Genomic DNA, 18,734 nt, shown 5'->3' on the forward strand with positions numbered 1-18,734 from the left:
CGAGCCCCCGTCGTGAGAAGACCCACGAAGAACCCGAGATGCGCCCCGCATCGGGTTTCCCTGCCAAGCAGGGGATGTACAACCCCGCGTTCGAGAAGGACGCCTGCGGCCTGGCGATGGTCGCCACGCTGCGCGGAGAGCCGGGCCACGACATCGTCGAGCTCGCGCTGACGGCGCTGCGCAACCTCGAGCACCGCGGGGCCATCGGCTCCGACGCCGGTACCGGTGATGGCGCCGGCATCCTCACGCAGATGCCCGACGCGTTCCTGCGCGCCGTGGTGGACTTCGAGCTGCCCCCGGTCGGGCAGTACGCCGCCGGCATGGCGTTCCTTCCGCTCGACGAGGCAGCCCGCGCCGACATCAAGGCGGGCGTCGAGCGCATCGCCGAGACCGAGGGTTTGACGGTGCTCGGCTGGCGCGACGTGCCGACCGAGCAGGAGCACCTCGGCAAGCTGGCATACGAGGCGCGACCCCACTTCGAGCAGCTGTTCGTGTCACGCCCCGCCGTCGGCGACGCTCCCGCCCTGAGCGGGATCGACCTCGACCGCCGCGTCTACCGGCTGCGCAAGCGCGCCCGCCGCGAGCATGACGCCTACTTCGTGTCGCTCAGCGCGCGCACGCTCGGCTACAAGGGCATGGTCACGACCCTCCAGCTCGAGCCGTTCTACCCCGACCTGCAGGACGAGCGCTTCCAGAGCGAGCTGGCGGTCGTGCACTCGCGCTACTCGACCAACACGTTCCCGTCGTGGCCGCTCGCGCAGCCCTTGCGCATGCTGGCCCACAACGGCGAGATCAACACCGTCGGCGCCAACCGCAACTGGATGCGCGCCCGTCAGTCGCAGCTCGAGTCCGAGCTGATCGGCGACATCCGCCCGCTGCTGCCGATCTGCACCGAGGGCGCGAGCGACTCGGCATCCTTCGACGAGGTGCTCGAACTGCTCACCCTGACGGGACGCAGCCTGCCGCACGCGGTGATGATGATGGTGCCGGAAGCCTACGAGAAGCAGGCCGACATCGCGCCGGATCTCCGCGCGTTCTACGAGTACCACTCGATGCAGATGGAGCCCTGGGACGGCCCCGCCGCCCTCATCTTCACCGACGGCACCCTCGTCGGCGCGACGCTCGACCGCAACGGTCTGCGCCCGGGTCGCTGGACGGAGACCACCGACGGACTCGTCGTCATCGGCAGCGAGACCGGTGTGCTCGACTTCGCCCCGGAGCGCATCAAGCGCCGGGGGCGTCTGCGCCCCGGACGCATGTTCGTGGTCGACACCGCCCAGCGTCGCATCATCGAGGACGACGAGGTCAAGGCTGAGCTGGCCGCACTGCAGCCGTGGCAGGAATGGCTGGATGCCGGTCGCGTGCGCCTGAAGGAGCTGCCCGAGCGCGAGCACATCGTGCACCCGATCGCCTCGATCACGCGCCGTCAGCGCACCTTCGGATACACCGAGGAGGAGGTGCGCATCCTTCTCACGCCCATGGGTCAGACCGGCGCCGAGCCGCTCGGCGCCATGGGATCGGACACGCCCATCGCGGTGCTCAGCGAGCGTCCGCGCCTGCTGTTCGACTACTTCGTGCAGCAGTTCGCGCAGGTCACCAACCCGCCGCTGGACTCGATCCGTGAAGAGGTCGTGACCTCGCTCGCCCTCGGGCTCGGCCCCGAGCGCAACCTCCTGGAGTGGGGCCCCGAGCACACGCGCACGATCACCCTCGATTTCCCGGTGATCGACAACGACGAGCTCGCCAAGCTGCAGAACATCGACAAGGCACTGCCCGGGCGTCGCTCCGCGACCATCCGCGGCCTGTATCACCTGGAGCACGGCGAGGACGCGCTCGAGCGCCGCCTCGAGGAGATCTCCGCCGAGGTGGACGCCGCGATCGCCGACGGCGCCGAGTTCATCATCCTGAGCGACCGCGACTCCAACAAGGACCTGGTGCCGATTCCGTCGCTGCTCATGCTGTCGGCCGTTCACCACCACCTCATCCGCCAGGAGAACCGGATGAAGGTGGGCCTGGTGGTCGAGGCCGGTGATGTGCGCGAGGTGCACCACGTCGCCACGCTCATCGGCTACGGCGCTTCGGCCGTCAACCCGTACCTGGCGATGGAAACCGTCGAGTACCTCGTTCGGGCCGGGTTCATCACGGGGATCACCCCCGAGAAGGCCGTCAAGAACCTCATCTACGCGCTCGGCAAGGGCGTGCTGAAGATCATGTCGAAGATGGGCATCTCCACGGTGTCGTCGTATGCCGGGTCCCAGGTCTTCGAGGCCGTGGGCCTGTCGGAGGAGTTCGTCCGCAAGTACTTCACGGGTACCGAGACGAAACTCGGCGGCGTCGGGGTGCGCGAGATCGCGGTCGAGAACCAGGCCCGCCACGATTACGCGTATCCCGAGGACGGCGCGGCACGCGCACACGAGCGGCTGTGGACCGGCGGCGAGTACCAGTGGCGCCGCGACGGTGCACCGCACCTGTTCACGCCCGACACGGTCTTCCGCCTGCAGCACTCGACGCGCACGCGGCGCTACGACATCTTCCGGGAGTACACGAAGCTCATCGACGACCAGGCGGCAGAGCTCAAGACGCTGCGCGGGATGTTCCGACTGAAGACCGGCGTGCGTCCGCCCGTACCGATCGACGAGGTGGAGCCCGTCTCCTCGATCGTCAAGCGTTTCTCCACGGGTGCGATGAGCTACGGCTCGATCTCGAAAGAAGCGCACGAGACCCTCGCCATCGCGATGAACTCGATCGGGGCGAAGTCGAACACGGGTGAAGGCGGCGAGGATGTCGAGCGCCTCCTCGACCCGCAGCGTCGCAGCGCCATCAAGCAGGTCGCCTCGGGGCGTTTCGGTGTCACGAGCATGTACCTCACGCACGCCGACGACATCCAGATCAAGCTCGCCCAGGGGGCGAAGCCGGGCGAAGGAGGCCAGCTGCCTCCCGGAAAGGTCTACCCGTGGATCGCGCGGACGCGCGGCGGCACCCCCGGCGTCGGCCTCATCTCGCCCCCGCCGCACCACGACATCTACTCGATCGAAGATCTCAAGCAGCTCATCTTCGACGTCAAGCGTGCGAACCCGAAGGCGCGCGTTCACGTCAAGCTCGTGAGCCAGTCGGGCATCGGGGCCGTCGCGGCGGGAACCGCGAAGGCTCTCGCCGACGTCATCCTCGTCTCGGGGCACGACGGCGGCACGGGCGCGAGCCCGCTGAACTCGCTGAAGCACGCCGGCACGCCGTGGGAGCTGGGTCTGGCCGAGACGCAGCAGACGCTCATGCTGAACGACATGCGCGACCGTGTCGTGGTGCAGGCGGACGGTCAGCTCAAGACCGGCCGCGACGTCGTGATCGCCGCGCTGCTGGGCGCCGAGGAGTTCGGCTTCGCCACCACCGCGCTCGTGGTCGAGGGCTGCATCATGATGCGCGTCTGCCACCTCGACACCTGCCCGGTCGGTGTGGCGACCCAGAACCCGGTGCTGCGCAGCCGCTTCACCGGCAAGCCGGAGTTCGTCGTCAACTTCATGGAGTTCCTCGCGCAGGAAGTGCGCGAGTACCTCGCCGAGCTGGGCTTCCGCTCGATCGAAGAGGCCGTCGGCCACTCCGAGATGCTCGACATGAACGGCGCGATCGACCATTGGAAGGCCAGCGGACTCGATCTGACGCCGATCCTGGAGGGCCCGGCGTTCGCCCAGGACGTGCCGCGTCGCCACCTGCGCAACCAGGAGCACGAGCTGGACCATCACTTCGATGTACCGCTGATCGAGCGCGCTCAGGACGTCATCGCCCACGGCGGGCACTTCTCCATCGACCTGCCGATCCGCAACACCGAACGTGCCGTGGGCACGATGCTCGGCAACCGGGTCACCCTCGCTCACGGCGAGCACGGCCTGCCGGCGGGCACCATCGAGATCAATCTCACCGGCTCGGCCGGTCAGTCCTTCGGCGCCTTCCTGCCGTCGGGCATCACCCTGCGACTCGAGGGCGACTCGAACGACTACGTCGGCAAGGGATTGTCGGGAGGCGAGATCATCGTCCGCCCGCCCCGCGGCGCAACCTTCGATGCGGCACAGAACGTCATCGCGGGCAACGTGATCGGCTACGGCGCCACGCAGGGCACGCTGTTCCTGCGCGGAGTGGTGGGGGAGCGCTTCCTCGTGCGCAACTCGGGGGCGACCGCCGTCGTCGAGGGTGTCGGCGACCACGCGCTCGAGTACATGACCGGCGGCCTGGCCGTCATCCTCGGACCGACCGGGCGCAACCTCGGAGCCGGCATGTCGGGCGGCACCGCGTACATCTACAAGCTCGACCGCGCTCTCGTGAACCGCGAGGCGCTCGCCAGCGGCGAACTCGAACTGCTGGAGATGGGTTCGGGTGACGTCGAGATCCTGCGCGATCTCCTTCAACGGCACGTGACCGAGACCGACTCGGTGCTCGCAGCCGCTCTCTTGGACGATCTCGAGGCCGAGGCCGCGAACTTCGTCCGTGTCCTGCCGCGCGACTACGCCGCGGTACTGCAGACCCGCCAGGAGGCTGCCGCCGAGGGGCTCGACCCCGACAGCGACGTCGTCTGGACCCGCATCCTGGAGGTGACCGGTGGCTGACCCGAAGGGCTTCCTGAAGACCACCGAGCGCGAGCTCCCGGCGCGCCGGCCGGTTCGACACCGCCGTCCTGCGTCGTCAGGCCGGCCGCTGCATGGACTGCGGCATCCCGTTCTGTCACAAGGGCTGCCCGCTGGGCAACCTGATCCCGGAGTGGAACGACCTCACCTGGCGCGGCGAGGGTCGCGCCGCGATCGAGCGCCTCCACGCCACGAACAACTTCCCGGAGTTCACGGGGCGGCTGTGCCCGGCGCCGTGCGAGAGCTCGTGCGTGCTCGGTATCAACCAGCCGGCGGTCACGATCAAGCAGATCGAGGTCTCGACCATCGACGAGGCGTTCGCGAACGGCTGGGTCGAGCCGGAGCCGCCCGCACGCCTGACCGGCAAGACCGTCGCGGTCGTCGGCTCGGGCCCGGCCGGACTCGCCACTGCCCAGCAGCTGACGCGCGCCGGCCACACCGTCGCCGTGTACGAGCGTGACGACCGCATCGGCGGTCTGCTGCGCTACGGCATCCCCGACTTCAAGATGGAGAAGCGCCACCTCGAGTCACGCCTGCGTCAGATGCAGGACGAGGGCACGCGATTCCGCGCGGGCGTCGAGATCGGCAAGGACATCTCCTGGAGCGATCTGCGTGCCCGCTACGACGCGGTCGTCATCGCCACGGGAGCCACACTCCCGCGCGAGCTCGCCATCCCCGGGCGCGACCTGGCCGGTGTGCACTTCGCGATGGAGTACCTCATCGAGTCGAACAAGGCCGTCGCCGGCGACCAGGTTCCGCAGCAGATCCACGCCGAGGGCAAGCACGTGATCGTCATCGGCGGCGGTGACACCGGTGCGGACTGCATCGGAACCGCGCACCGCCAGGGCGCGCTCAGCGTCACGAACCTCGCCATCGGCAAGCAGCCGCCGGCGAACCGGCCCGACCACCAGCCGTGGCCGATGACGCCGACCGTCTTCGAGGTCTCTTCGGCACACGAGGAGGGCGGGCAGCGCAGCTTCCTGGCCTCGACGGTGGAGTTCCTGGGCAACGAGGCGGGAGAGGTGCGCGCTCTCCGCGTTGCGGAGACGGAATACCTGCCCGACGGCCGCCGGGTACCTCGCAGCGGCACCGAGCGCGAGATCCCCGCTGACCTCATCCTCATCGCGATGGGTTTTACCGGCCCCGAACGCACCGAACTCGAATCGCAGCTCGGTACCGTGTTCACGGGCCGCGGCAACGTCGAGCGCGGCGATGACTACCAGACGACCGCGCCCGGCGTGTTCGTCGCCGGAGACGCCGGTCGTGGACAGTCCCTGATCGTCTGGGCGATCGCGGAGGGTCGCGCCGCGGCGGCGGCCGTCGACGAGTACCTCATGGGACGCACGAGCCTGCCGTCACCGGTGCGCCCGACCGACGTCGCGATCGGCCTTCAGCCCGCGTAGGCTGAAATCACCCCCGAACAACCCATAGAGACCGGAGAGTCTTCAGTGAGACGCGCGAAGATCGTCGCAACCCTGGGTCCGGCCACCGAATCGTATGAGATGATCCGCGCGATCATCGATGCGGGCGTGGACGTCACCCGAATGAACCTGAGCCACGGCTCGTACGCCGAGCACGAAGTCCGCTTCGCGAACGTGCGCAAGGCCGCCGACGACGCGGGCCGCGCCGTCGCCATCCTCGTCGACCTGCAGGGCCCAAAGATCCGCCTCGGCAAGTTCAGCGACGGACCTCACGACCTCGCTGTCGGCGACACGTTCCGCATCACCACGGAGGACGTCGTCGGCACGCGCGACCTCGTCGGCACCACCTTCAAGGGCCTCGCCGGCGACGTGAAGCCCGGTGACTTCCTCCTCATCGACGACGGCAAGGTGCGCGTCCAGGTGGAGAGCGTCGACGGCCCCGTCGTCACGACCAAGGTCATCGTGGCGGGCACCGTCTCCAACAACAAGGGCATCAACCTTCCGGGCGTCGCCGTCAGCGTCCCGGCTCTCTCCGAGAAGGACGAGTCGGACCTGCGCTGGGGTCTCCAGGCCGGCGCCGACCTCATCGCGCTGTCGTTCGTGCGCGACGCCGCCGACATCACCCGCGTGCACGAGATCATGGCGGAGGAGGGACGCAAGGTCCCCGTGATCGCCAAGATCGAGAAGCCGCAGGCGGTGGACAATCTCGAGGAGATCATCGACGCGTTCGACGGCATCATGGTCGCCCGCGGTGACCTCGCGGTCGAGCTTCCGCTGGAGGCCGTGCCGGTCGTGCAGAAGCGCGCTGTCGAGATGTGCCGCCGGATGGCGAAGCCCGTCATCGTCGCGACGCAGATGCTCGAGTCGATGACCCACGCCCCGGTGCCCACGCGCGCCGAGGCCTCCGACGTCGCCAACGCCGTCCTCGACGGCGCGGACGCCGTCATGCTCTCCGGTGAGACCAGCGTCGGCGACTACCCGGTCGTGACGGTGCAGACCATGGCCCGCATCGTCGAGTCGACCGAGGAGCACGGTCTCGAGCGGATCCGTCCCTTCAGCGCCAAGCCCCGCACGCAGGGCGGCATCCTGACCCTCGCCGCGAACGAGGTGGCGGAGTTCATCGAGGCGAAGTACATCGCCATCTTCACGGAGTCCGGCGACACCGCGCGCCGCATGTCGCGCCTGCGCCCCGGCATCCCGATGATGGCTTTCGCCGTCGACCCGGCCATCCGCCGCCGCATGGCGCTGACGTGGGGCGTGCAGTCGACGCTCGTGGAGCACGTCGCGCACACCGACATGATGTTCATGCAGGTCGACGAGTTCTTCCTCGGCCAGGGCCTCGCCACCGAAGGGGACAAGGTCGTCGTGATCTCCGGTTCCCCTCCCGGAATCATCGGCTCGACCAACGACATCCGGGTGCACCGGATCGGCGACGCCGTTCACGGCAAGGCGCCGATCTACCAGTCGGAGAAGTAGGTCGCAGAGACACCAGAGGGCGGATGCCGGGATCGCCGGCATCCGCCCTCTGCGTTGCGCGCCGGTGGGGGGGTCGTCCCCACGGCCCCTCCACACGCCGCTCCGCGGCGCGCGGAGCCTCCGGCCGCGTGGGCCCACCCACACGCGCGTCCCACCACGACACCACCGCAACGCAAGATGCGGCGCCCATGGGCACCGCATCTTCCGTGCCGGTGGTGGGAGTCGAACCCACACGTCCGAAGACAACCGAGTTTGAGTCGGTCGCGTCTGCCATTCCGCCACACCGGCGCACGCGGACGTTCATCAGCGCACGTCCGGGATTGACCATACCGTAGGATTCAAAGGTGACTGAGCAGGAACCGAGCACGACTCCCACGGCATCCTCCCCGCGACGCGTCGTCGTCGCCGAGGACGAATCGCTGATCCGCCTCGACATCGTCGAGATCCTCCGCGACAACGGCTTCGACGTCGTGGGGGAGGCCGGCGACGGGGAGACCGCCGTGCAGCTGGCGACCGAGCTGCGCCCGGACCTCGTCATCATGGACGTGAAGATGCCCGTCCTGGACGGCATCAGCGCCGCCGAGAAGCTCAGCAAGAACCACGTCGCCCCCGTCGTGCTGCTGACTGCGTTCAGCCAGAAGGAGCTCGTCGAGCGGGCCAGCGAGGCCGGCGCCCTGGCCTACGTGGTCAAGCCGTTCACCCCCAACGACCTGCTGCCGGCGATCGAGATCGCCCTCGCGCGCTACGAGCAGATCATCACGCTCGAGGCCGAGGTGGCCGACATGGTCGAGCGCTTCGAGACCCGTAAGCTCGTCGACCGCGCCAAGGGCCTGCTCAACGAGAAGATGGGCCTGAGCGAGCCCGAGGCGTTCCGCTGGATCCAGAAGGCGTCGATGGACCGCCGACTGACGATGCAGGACGTCGCCAAGGCGATCATCGAGCAGCTCTCGCCCAAGAAGGGCTGAGCCGCCACCTCGTGCGGGGGCGCCGGCTCAGGATGCCGAGCGCTCCCTGATCATGTTCGTGATGCGGATCGTCGAGCAGCGCCGCCCCTGATCGTCGGTCACGACGATCTCGTGGACCGTGAGGCTACGGCCGAGATGAACCGGCGTGCAGACCCCGGTGACGACGCCGCTCGTGGCGGATCGCGTGTGGGTCGCGTTGATGTCGACGCCGACGGCGAGTCGCCCGGGCCCCGCGTGCAGGTTGGCGGCCATCGAGCCGAGGGACTCCCCGAGAACGACGTACGCACCGCCGTGCAGCAGTCCGACCGGCTGCGTGTTGCCCTCAACGGGCATGGTCGCGACAGAGCGCTCGATGCTGAACTCCGTGAACTCGATGCCCATCTTCTCGGCGAGGGCGCCCATGCCGCGCTGACGCGCCCAATCCATGCCGTCGTCGACAGGGGAGTTCTCAGCGGTCATCGTCCACCTTCGGAAGTGATCGGGTTGAAAGTTCCGGTGTCCGCCCCCGCGTCTAGAGTTGCAGGGTGACGGACTCCGCAAAGCCTACTCTCCTCGTCGTGGACGGCCATTCGCTGGCCTACCGCGCCTTCTTCGCCCTTCCGGTGGACAACTTCACGACGCGCGACGGTCAGCACACGAACGGCATCTACGGCTTCCTGTCGATGTTCGTCAACCTCGTCAAGGCGGAGCAGCCGACGCATCTCGCCGTCGCGTTCGACACCTCCCGTCACTCGTTCCGTACCGACAAGTACCCCGAGTACAAGGCGAATCGCTCCGAGTCGCCGGCGGAGTTCAAGGGCCAGATCCCCCTGCTGCAGGAGTGCCTCGCCGCGATGAACGTGACGGTGCTCACGAAGGAGGGCATCGAGGCCGACGACATCCTCGCGACCCTCGCCACGCAGGGTGCGGCCGAAGGCTATGACGTGCTCGTCTGCTCCGGCGACCGTGACACCATCCAACTCGTCACCGACGACGTGACGCTGCTCTACCCCAGCGTGCAGGGTGTGTCGCAGCTCAAGCGCTACACGCCGGATGCCGTCGTCGAGAAGTACGGCCTGCCGCCCGCCAACTACCCCGACATCGCCGCGCTCGTGGGCGAGACCAGCGACAACCTGCCCGGGGTGCCGAAAGTGGGCGAGAAGACCGCCGTCAAGTGGCTCACACAGTGGGGGAGTCTGGACTCTCTGCTCGAGAACGCCGACAAGATCACCGGAGTCGTGGGGGGCAATCTGCGCGATCACCTCGACGACGTGCGGCGCAACAGGAACCTGAACGCCCTGCTGCGCGATGTCGAGCTCGGCGTCGGACCGGTCGACCTCGCGGTCCGGCCGATCGATGCGCAGGCTGTCCGCGACATCTTCGCCCGACTGGAGTTCCGCACCCTTCTGCCGCGCGTTTTCGAGGCCGTCGGCGCCGACCTCGACGACGGCGCCGACCACGCGGCGAACACGGTCGCAGCGCCCAAGCCCGTCGAGGTCGACGCCGCCGCGCTCGAGGCATGGGTCGCCGCCCGCACGGCGGCCGACGACGCCGAGGAGGTGGCGCTCATGCTCACGACGGAGGGCGGCCTTCCCGCACGACTGGGCCTCGCCACCGGCGATGAGGCCATCGAGACGACCTGGTCGACGGACGTTTCCGCAACTCTCGGGCCCTGGTTGAGCAGTGATGCGCCGAAGGTCATCGCCGATGCCAAGGCGCAGGTGAAGGCCCTCCGACGTGCCGGAGTGCGACTGCGGGGCCTGGTTTTCGACCCGATCCTCGCCGGGTGGCTGCTGCGCCCCAGCTTTCCCGACAAGGGGCTCGGTGACCTCGTCGACCGCTATCTCGACGAGAAGCTGCCCGAGGCCGATCCGACGCAGCTGGTACCCGAGACCGAAGGCGCCACCCCGGGTCAACTGTCGTGGTACGCACTGCGCGTCGCCGACGCCATGCGGGCCCAGATGCCCGCGTCGGTCGCCCGTGTGATGACCGAGATCGAACTGCCCACTCTCGACACCCTGGCCGACATGGAAGTGGCCGGCGTCGCCGTCTCGCACGAGAAGCTCTCGGGGTTCTCTGCGGAGCTGGGCGCGCGCGCCGAGGCCGTTGCCCAGCTCGCCTACGCCGAGATCGGTCGGGAGGTGAACCTGGGTTCGCCCAAGCAGCTGCAGGACGTGCTGTTCGAGCAGCTCGAGCTGCCAAAGACCCGCAAGACGAAGACGGGCTACTCTACGGATGCCGCGGTGCTCGCCGACCTGCAGGAGTCGAATCCGCACCCCTTCCTCGATCTTCTCCTGCAGCATCGCGAGGCGACCAAACTCCGACAGATCATCGAGTCGCTCGATGCGTCGATCGGCAATGATCGCGCCGCCGGCTCCGACGGCCGCATCCATACGACGTACGTGCAGACGGGCAGCCAGACGGGGCGTCTGTCGAGCACCGACCCGAACCTGCAGAACATCCCGATCCGCACGGAGGAGTCTCGGCGCATCCGCGCCGCGTTCGAGGTCGGCGAGGGCTACGAGACCCTGCTGACGGCGGACTACTCGCAGATCGAGATGCGCATCATGGCGCATCTGTCCGGCGACGAGGGTCTCATCGAGGCCTTCAACTCGGGCGAAGACCTGCACCGGTTCGTCGGCGCACGGGTGTTCGGCGTCGAGCCGGCCGACGTGACCCCGGCCATGCGCACGAAGGTCAAGGCGATGAGCTACGGCCTCGTGTACGGCCTCAGCGCGTTCGGTCTGTCGAAGCAGCTGCGCATCGATCAGTCCGAGGCGAAGCTGCTGATGACCGAGTACTTCGCCCGCTTCGGCGCGGTGCGCGACTACCTGCGCTCCTCCGTCGAGCAGGCCCGTATCGACGGCTACACGGAGACGATCTTCGGACGCCGCCGTCCCTTCCCCGATCTCGCGAGCCCCAACCGCGTGCTGCGTGAGAATGCGGAGCGCGCGGCGCTGAACGCCCCGATCCAGGGCAGCGCGGCCGACATCATGAAGATCGCCCTCTTCCGCATCCACGACGAGTTCCGCGCTCAGGGTGTCGCGTCTCGGGTGCTGCTCCAGATCCACGACGAGCTCGTGGTGGAGGTGGCACCGGGGGAGTGGGACACGGTCGAGAAGATCGTCCACGACCGCATGGGTGATGCCGCAGAGCTGTCCGTGCCCCTGGACGTACAGATCGGTCGCGGGGAGAATTGGGACGTCGCCGGCCACTGAGCTCGCCCGAGGAGGATCGCAGGCCGCGGGGGAGCACGGCTGAGATCGCGTGCCGTCCGCCCCGGCATCCGAACCCACGCCAGTGCCGCGTCGGGATTAGGCTCGAAGAATGAATGACTCCCCACGTACCCCCACGCCGATCGACGCGATCGCCGAGGCATGGGTCGACACCTCTGCCGAGCTTTCTCCGGGACTGGCCACCTACATCGGACGCTTCGAGCACAACGGCCGTCTCGATGACCTCTCACCCGCGGGCACGGCGGCGCGCATCGACGCCACGCGTGCCACGCTGTCGGCCTTGCAGGCGGCCGAGCCGGTCGACGACGTGGACGTGGTCACCAAGGCCGATCTCGCCGGCGACCTCGAGCTCTCGCTCGCGCTGCACGAGGCCGGTGCGCACCTGCGCGACCTCAACGTGATCGCCTCGCCCGCGCAGGAGCTGCGCAACGTGTTCGACCTGATGCCCACCGACACGGTCGAGGACTGGTCGGTGATCGCTGCGCGACTGTCGGCCATCCCCGACGCGATCGGCGGGTACATCGAAACACTGCGCGAGGGCATCGCGACGGGCGTCGTTCCCGCCCGCCGTCAGGTCACGGAGGTCGTGGGCCAGATCGCCCGCTATACCGCCGACAACGGCTTCTTCGCGACGTTCGCGGCTGACGCGGTCCCGGCGCAGGGACAGCTCCCCGCCTCTCTCGCGAAGACCCTCTCCGGCCACGCGGGCGCCGCCCGCGTCGCGTACGACGAACTCGCGAACTTCCTGCGCACCGAGCTGGCGCCCGCGGCATCCGAGAACGATGCGGTCGGACGCGAGCTGTACGCGCTGCACTCGCGCGGCTTCCTCGGGGCCGTGATCGACCTCGACGAGACCTACGAGTGGGGTCTCGAGGAGCTCGCCCGCATGGTGGCGGAGCAGGAGTCGATCGCCAACGAGATTCTGCCGGGCGCGACCGTCGAAGAGGCCGTGGCTTTCCTCGAGAATGACGAGGCGCGCAAGCTGCGCGGCACGCGGGCCCTTCAGGAGTGGATGCAGGCCACGAGCGATCGTGCCGTCGAGGAGCTCGGCAAGACGCACTTCGACATCCCGGAGGAGATCCGTCGGCTCGAGTGCATGATCGCGCCGACCAACGAAGGCGGCATCTACTACACCGGACCGACCGACGACTTCTCGCGTCCCGGCCGGATGTGGTGGTCGGTGCCCGAGGGCGTCGACTCCTTCGACACCTGGCGCGAGCTGACCACGGTCTACCACGAGGGCGTTCCCGGCCACCACCTGCAGATCGCCCAGGCGGTCTACAACCGCGCGGAGCTCAACTCCTGGCGGCGTCTGCTTGCCGGCTCCAGCGGACACGCGGAGGGCTGGGCCCTTTACGCCGAGCGCTTGATGGAGCAGCTGGGCTACCTCGACGACCCGGCCGATCGGCTCGGCATGCTCGACGGTCAGCGCATGCGCGCCGCTCGCGTCGTCCTCGACATCGGCGTGCACCTGGGCAAGCCCCGACCCGACGGCGAGGGCATCTGGGACGCCGACTTCGCCCTTGAGTTCATGCGTCGAAACGTCAACATGTCGGACGAGTTCATCCAGTTCGAGGTCAACCGCTACCTCGGCTGGCCGGGGCAGGCACCGTCCTACAAGGTCGGCCAGCGCATCTGGGAACAGATCCGCGACGAGACCGCCGATCGCGAGGGCGCCGACTTCGACATCAAGCGCTTCCACATGCGCGCGCTGCGTCTCGGTGGGGTCGGTCTCGATACGCTGCGCATGGCCCTCGCACAGGGCTGATCCGGCCGAGAATCTCCGCACGGAATGATCACGGCACAGGGAGGGTTCTCATTCGTATGAATGTAGAACTGGGACTGGACACCTTCGGCGACGTCACCGTGGGCGAGGACGGCGAGCGCCTGAGCGACGCCCAGACGATCCGCGACATCGTGGATCAGGCGGTGCTCGCCGACCAGGTGGGGCTCTCCTTCTTCGGGGTAGGGGAGCACCACCGCCACGAATTCGCGGTGTCCAGTCCGGAACTGGTGCTGGCTGCGGCGGCGGCCCGTACCGAGAGGATCCACCTCGGTACGGCCGTCACCGTCCTCTCCAGTGATGACCCGGTGCGCGTGTACGAACGCTTCGCGACGCTGGACGCGCTGTCGTCGGGTCGCGCCGAGGTGATTCTCGGCCGGGGTTCGTTCATCGAGTCCTTCCCGCTGTTCGGCTATGACCTGGGCGACTACGAGGTGCTCTTCGAGGAGAAGCTCGACCTCTTCTCACAGTTGCTCACCGAGAAGCCCGTGACCTGGGAGGGCACGACCCGGGCGGCGCTGACCAATGCCGACGTGTTCCCGAAGACCGAGAACGGCATTCGCGCGTGGGTCGGCGTCGGTGGCTCCCCGGAGTCCGTCGTGCGCACGGCCCGCTACGGCTACGGGCTCATGTTGGCCATCATCGGCGGCTCGGCCGATCGCTTCCGCCCCTACGTCGACCTCTACCACCGCTCGCTCGCGTCGTTCGGGCACAGCGAGGCGATGCCCGTCGGCGTGCACTCACCCGGCCACGTTGCGGACAGTGACGCTCAGGCGTGGGAGGAGCTGTACCCGGCGATGGAGGCCAACCGCAACGCGATCGGCGCCGAGCGCGGGTGGCCGCCGTACAGCCGGCTGCAGTTCCAACATGACATCGGCCCGGAGGGCGCCGTCTACGCGGGATCGCCGGAGACCGTCGCTCGAAAGATCGCGGCCACAATGAAGACCCTCGGGGCGACGCGCTTCGACCTCAAGTACGCCAACGGCACCCTCTCGCACGCGAAGCTCATGCGCTCGATCGAGCTGTACGGCACGAAGGTCGCGCCGCTGGTGTCGGAGATGCTCTCGACATCCTGAGTAGCATTCAGGCATGACGGATGCCGCTGCCTCTCCCTCTGCGCCGACGCTGACCGGCACCGACGTGGGGGAGCGGCTGGACGCTCTCGCGTTCACCCGCCGGCACCTGCGGGTCTTGACCGGTTCGGGTCTCGGCTGGGCGCTCGACGCGATGGACGTCGGGCTCGTCTCATTCGTGCTGACCGCGTTGATCGCACAGTGGTCGTTGACCGGCGAGCAGGCGTCGTGGATCGCGTCGGCCGGTTTCGTCGGCATGGCGGTGGGCGCGAGCCTGGGCGGCCTCCTGGCGGACCGTTTCGGCCGCCGCTCGGTGTTCGCGGTCACGCTGCTCGTCTACGGTCTGGCGACCGGGGCGAGCGCCCTGGCCGGGGGACTTGCGGCGCTCATCGCGCTGCGCGTCATCGTCGGGCTCGGTCTGGGAGCCGAGCTGCCGGTGGCGAGCACCTACGTCAGCGAGATCGCCCCGGCACGCATGCGCGGGCGACTCATCGTCATCCTCGAGGCGTTCTGGGCCCTGGGATGGACGGCGGCGGCGCTGATCGGCTTCTTCGTGATCCCGGCATCCGCCGACGGATGGCGCTGGGCCTTCGCGCTGGGGGCGATCCCCGCGATCTACGCGCTCATCGTCCGCTGGTCGCTGCCGGAGTCGCCGCGATGGCTCGCGCGACGCGGACGCCACCGCGAGGCCGACGCGGTCACCCGCACGTTCGAGTCGTCGCCGGCGCTGCAGGGAACGCCTCGTCGCCATGCCCCGGTGGGCACCGCGGCCGGCGCACAGCTGGCGGACCGCGGCCTGCGCGCACTGTGGTCGGGCGAGTTCCGCGTGCGCACGGGGGCGCTGTGGATCGTCTGGTTCTGCGTCAACTTCTCGTATTACGGCGCGTTCATCTGGATGCCGACGATCCTCTTCGCGCAGGGGTACGGGCTGGTGAAATCGTTCGGCTTCACCCTGATCATCACGCTCGCACAGTTGCCGGGCTACGCCGTGGCGGCCTGGCTCATCGAGGTATGGGGGCGGCGCGTGACGTTGTCGGTCTTTCTGGCGGGATCCGCGGTCGCCGCGCTGTTCTTCGGCACCGCATCGACGGAAGACGTGATCATCGCGGCCGGGATGGCGCTATCGTTCTTCAACCTCGGCGCGTGGGGCGCACTGTATGCCGTGACCCCGGAGAACTACCCCACGTCGCTGCGTGCCACCGGAGCCGGATGGGCCGCGGGCGTCGGCCGTATCGCGTCCATCGTGGCGCCGCTGAGCGTGCCGCTCCTGCTCGCCGCCGGTGGCGCACCGCTGCTTTTCGTCGTGTTCGCCACGTTCTTCGTGCTCGCGGCGACGGCCGCGTGGGCCCTCGCCGACCATCGCGGGGCGGCACTCGACGACCGCTGAGGCCGCGGCATCCACTGTCATCCGTCCTCTTCTGCCACTTTCGCGCTCCCGACGCGACCAGAGCGGACCGATGAACCCCGGGTGGGTCGCGGCGTAGGCTGAACGGATGGCAGATGTGCGATTCGTGGCGATCGGCGACTCGTTCACGGAGGGTGTCGGCGATGAGCTGCCCGACGGCCGCGTGCGCGGGTGGGCCGATCTCACCGCGCAGGGATGGGCGCACTCCCGCGGCGAACCCATCCAGTACGCCAACCTTGCGATCCGCGGCAAGCTCATCTGGCCGATCGTCGCCCAGCAGCTCGAGCCTGCTCTCGCACTCAAGCCCACCCACCTGTCGTTCAACGGTGGCGGCAACGACATGCTGCGACCGCGCACGTCGATCGGCCACATCGCCGATGCGTTCAGCCAGGTACTCCGGCGGTGCGATGAGGAAGGCGTCACACTGATTCTGCTGTCGGGCGCCAATCCTTCGGCGCAGCTGCCGATGAACCGGCTCATCCAGCGGCGCGGCGATCTCATGTCGGATGCCGTCGTGCAGCGCGTCGGCGAACGCCCCGATGTCATCCGCGCGCTGAACTGGCCGGATGCCGAGCTGTCGGATCCATCGTTCTGGTCTCAGGATCGCCTGCATATGAACAGTCGTGGTCACCACCGTGTCGCCGCCCGCGTCCTGGAAGCCATCGGGGAGACGGTCCCCGACGGCTGGTGGGCCATGCCGGAGCTGCCGGATGCCGTGCGCCTGGCGGAGCGCGAGTACCTGCGCGAACACCTGGGTCCGTGGGTGCGCCGGCGCCTGACCGGCACCTCGTCGGGCGACGGCCGGGAGCCGAAGTTCGGCGGGACCTGGAGCCTGGTGGAGCCTCACTAGCCGTCGGGAGCCGAGCCTGTCAAGGGCATGGGCGAGCGTCGTGGGTTCCGCCACCATGAGGACGTCCCATCCCCGAACAAGGAGACGCACTCATGAGCATCGGAGCCGGAATCGCACTGTTCGTCATCGGAGCGATCCTCGTGTTCGCCGTCAACGTCGACGTCCCCTACGTGAACCTCGACATGATCGGCTACATCCTGATGGGCGCGGGCGTGCTCATCTTCGTCATCGGACTCGTCCTCATGCTGCGACGTCGCTCCACGCAGCAGGTCACGCGGACCGTCGAGCCCGGTGTGGGCGAGCGGATCACGCAGACCGAGTCCCGCACCTCGGGCGACGGAACGGTCTGATTCCCGCGCGCCGGCCGCGCACGCCGATCACTCGGCGCGCGGTCGGCGCGGCGGGTCCATCCCCAGCAGGACCCGCGTCTTGCGCCGCTCGATCACGATGAATGTCCAGCCGAGCGCCCAGAGCGGAACCTGTGCGAGGAACGCCAACCGAAACGCATCGAGTCGGTAGGTCTCCGGCGTGCCGGCGCCCTGTAGGTCGAGGGCGATCCCGATCGCGAAGATCGCGACCAGCGCGGCGAGGAAGCCGCCGACGTTCGTGATTCCCGTCGCGGTGCTCAGGCGGTGGGCGGGGTTGTGGGTGCGCGCGTGATCGAAAGCGATCATCGAGGCGGGTCCACCCATCGCCAGCGACACGGCGAGCCCGTACAGCAGCCACAGCGGCGCAGGCCCGGGCCACGCGATCACCACTGTCCACGCGACGAACTGGGTGCCCACGGCCGGAAGCACCAGCGCCCGCGAGCGCAGGTGGGGAATGCGGCGAGAGATGTCGCCCATGACCGGTCCGAGGGCCATTCCCACCACGACATAGGTCGACAGCACGCCCGCGGCTTGCGCGAGGCTGAGTCCCTCGCCGGCGGTGAGGAACGGCGTTCCCCAGAGCAGCACGAACGCGGTGCCGGCGAACGGCGCCGTGAAGTGCGACCAGAACGCGAGGCGGGTTCCCGGGTGCGCCCAGGCGGCGCGGATGCCGACGCCGGTGTCCATCGACGAACGCACGACCCGGATCGCGCCGGTGTTCGTGTCGACGGAGACGTCCGCTCGCAGCTGGGGCGGGTGGTTGCGGATCACCGCCCACACCAGGATGCCGAACAACACACAGAGTCCGGCGATGCCGCCGAACACGATCTCCCAGCTGGTCGCATGGAGCATCGCCGCGAGCGGGGCCAGCGCCAGGAGCTGTCCGGCTTGGCCGACGAGACCCGTCAGCTGACTCATCAGCGGACCGCGCTGCGCGGGGAACCACACGGCGACCAGACGGAGCACGCCGGGGAAGACCGCGGCGTCCCCGGCACCCAGCAGCATGCGGGCGAAGATCGCGACGCCGACGCTGGGGGAGAAGGCGAGGGTGAGCTGCCCGGCTGCCATCAGCAGCATCCCGATGGTCATGATGGGGCGGGCGCCGTAGCGGTCGAGGAAGAGCCCGATCGGAATCTGCATGCCGCCGTAGACGGCCAGCTGGACGACGGCGAACATCGACAGCGTCGCGGCATCCGCTCCGAAGCGCTGGGCGGTATCGACCCCCACGGCCGAGAGCGAGCTGCGATTGATCACCGCGAGCATGTAGGCAGCGACACCGACTCCCCAGATGATCCATGCCCGGTAGTCCGGTCCGGCTGACGCAGGAGAGGGGCGGGTCGTAGTCACCCCTCCACGCTACTCGTGCGTTCGCACGTGTTCGGACCCGGATGCCGTGCGGCGAAGGAGCCCGTGATCGACCAGGTAACGCCGAAGCACGGCGACGTCGCCGTTCGGCGCGTCTGGCTCTAGGGCGTGTTGATCAAGAGGTTCCGCTCCTCGGTGGGTGAGTCTTGAACGGTGACGCGACAGGAGATCTCTGACGAGGTGTGGGCCGTGATGGAGCC

General features: G+C 68.6%; 12 protein-coding genes, 1 tRNA gene and 1 pseudogene. 10 read left to right on the forward strand and 4 right to left on the reverse strand.

Annotation, left to right across the window (positions count from 1 at the left end; genetic code table 11):
• Positions 1-38 precede the first annotated feature (38 nt).
• The 3 genes and pseudogenes from gltB to pyk all read left to right on the forward strand — a co-directional run bounded on the left by gltB (position 39) and on the right by pyk (position 7,510).
• Positions 39-4,595, forward strand: a complete 4,557-nt coding sequence (gene gltB, locus ABS64_RS13280) for a glutamate synthase large subunit (RefSeq protein WP_197017297.1) — start codon at positions 39-41, stop codon at positions 4,593-4,595.
• Positions 4,588-6,016 (forward strand): annotated as a pseudogene (locus ABS64_RS13285) (glutamate synthase subunit beta). The gene gltB and the pseudogene ABS64_RS13285 overlap by 8 nt, the downstream one beginning before the upstream one ends.
• A gap of 45 nt (positions 6,017-6,061) precedes the next feature.
• Positions 6,062-7,510, forward strand: coding sequence for a pyruvate kinase (pyk, locus tag ABS64_RS13290; protein WP_036289494.1), 1,449 nt, complete (start codon positions 6,062-6,064; stop codon positions 7,508-7,510).
• A 207-nt stretch (positions 7,511-7,717) separates the two neighbouring features.
• Here pyk and ABS64_RS13295 read toward each other — a convergent pair.
• Positions 7,718-7,798: transfer RNA gene (locus tag ABS64_RS13295), tRNA-Leu, on the reverse strand.
• Between the two features lie 56 nt (positions 7,799-7,854).
• On the opposite strand from ABS64_RS13295, the gene ABS64_RS13300 reads away from it, so the two are divergent.
• Positions 7,855-8,475 (forward strand): response regulator, encoded by a 621-nt coding sequence (locus tag ABS64_RS13300; protein WP_005055255.1) that lies wholly within the window; start codon positions 7,855-7,857, stop codon positions 8,473-8,475.
• A 27-nt stretch (positions 8,476-8,502) separates the two neighbouring features.
• Here ABS64_RS13300 and ABS64_RS13305 read toward each other — a convergent pair whose 3' ends face one another.
• The gene (locus ABS64_RS13305) at positions 8,503-8,934 is read right to left on the reverse strand and encodes a hotdog fold thioesterase (RefSeq protein ID WP_005055257.1); all 432 of its coding nucleotides are present in this window, start codon (positions 8,932-8,934) and stop codon (positions 8,503-8,505) included.
• 65 nt (positions 8,935-8,999) lie between these two features.
• Here ABS64_RS13305 and polA point away from each other — a divergent pair, with 65 nt between their 5' ends.
• The 6 genes from polA to ABS64_RS13335 all read left to right on the forward strand — a co-directional run bounded on the left by polA (position 9,000) and on the right by ABS64_RS13335 (position 17,151).
• The gene (polA, locus tag ABS64_RS13310; RefSeq protein ID WP_292684114.1) at positions 9,000-11,672 is read left to right on the forward strand and encodes a DNA polymerase I; all 2,673 of its coding nucleotides are present in this window, start codon (positions 9,000-9,002) and stop codon (positions 11,670-11,672) included.
• 109 nt (positions 11,673-11,781) lie between these two features.
• The gene (locus tag ABS64_RS13315; RefSeq protein WP_292684116.1) at positions 11,782-13,458 is read left to right on the forward strand and encodes a DUF885 domain-containing protein; all 1,677 of its coding nucleotides are present in this window, start codon (positions 11,782-11,784) and stop codon (positions 13,456-13,458) included.
• Positions 13,459-13,514: 56 nt separating this feature from the next.
• Positions 13,515-14,549: an LLM class flavin-dependent oxidoreductase gene (locus ABS64_RS13320; protein ID WP_292684118.1), complete on the forward strand. Its 1,035-nt coding sequence runs from the start codon at positions 13,515-13,517 to the stop codon at positions 14,547-14,549.
• Positions 14,550-14,562: 13 nt separating this feature from the next.
• Complete coding sequence (locus ABS64_RS13325; RefSeq protein WP_292684120.1) at positions 14,563-15,933, forward strand: MFS transporter; 1,371 nt, start codon at positions 14,563-14,565, stop codon at positions 15,931-15,933.
• 106 nt (positions 15,934-16,039) lie between these two features.
• On the forward strand, positions 16,040-16,801 hold the full coding sequence (locus ABS64_RS13330; protein WP_292684122.1) for an SGNH/GDSL hydrolase family protein: 762 nt from the start codon (positions 16,040-16,042) through the stop codon (positions 16,799-16,801).
• Between the two features lie 92 nt (positions 16,802-16,893).
• Entirely contained in the window at positions 16,894-17,151 is a 258-nt protein-coding gene (locus ABS64_RS13335) for a DUF6458 family protein (RefSeq protein WP_036291267.1), read from the forward strand.
• Between the two features lie 27 nt (positions 17,152-17,178).
• On the opposite strand, the gene ABS64_RS13340 is transcribed toward ABS64_RS13335, so the two are convergent.
• Together ABS64_RS13340 and ABS64_RS14725 are read right to left on the reverse strand one after the other, a co-directional pair.
• A complete protein-coding gene (locus tag ABS64_RS13340; protein ID WP_036291264.1) occupies positions 17,179-18,516 on the reverse strand; it encodes an MFS transporter in 1,338 nt (445 codons plus the stop codon).
• Positions 18,517-18,525: 9 nt separating this feature from the next.
• Positions 18,526-18,606, reverse strand: a complete 81-nt coding sequence (locus ABS64_RS14725; RefSeq protein ID WP_363331294.1) for a DUF2087 domain-containing protein — start codon at positions 18,604-18,606, stop codon at positions 18,526-18,528.
• Positions 18,607-18,734 lie beyond the last annotated feature (128 nt).

Source organism: Microbacterium sp. SCN 69-37 (assembly GCF_001724435.1).
Taxonomy (GTDB): domain Bacteria; phylum Actinomycetota; class Actinomycetes; order Actinomycetales; family Microbacteriaceae; genus Microbacterium; species Microbacterium laevaniformans.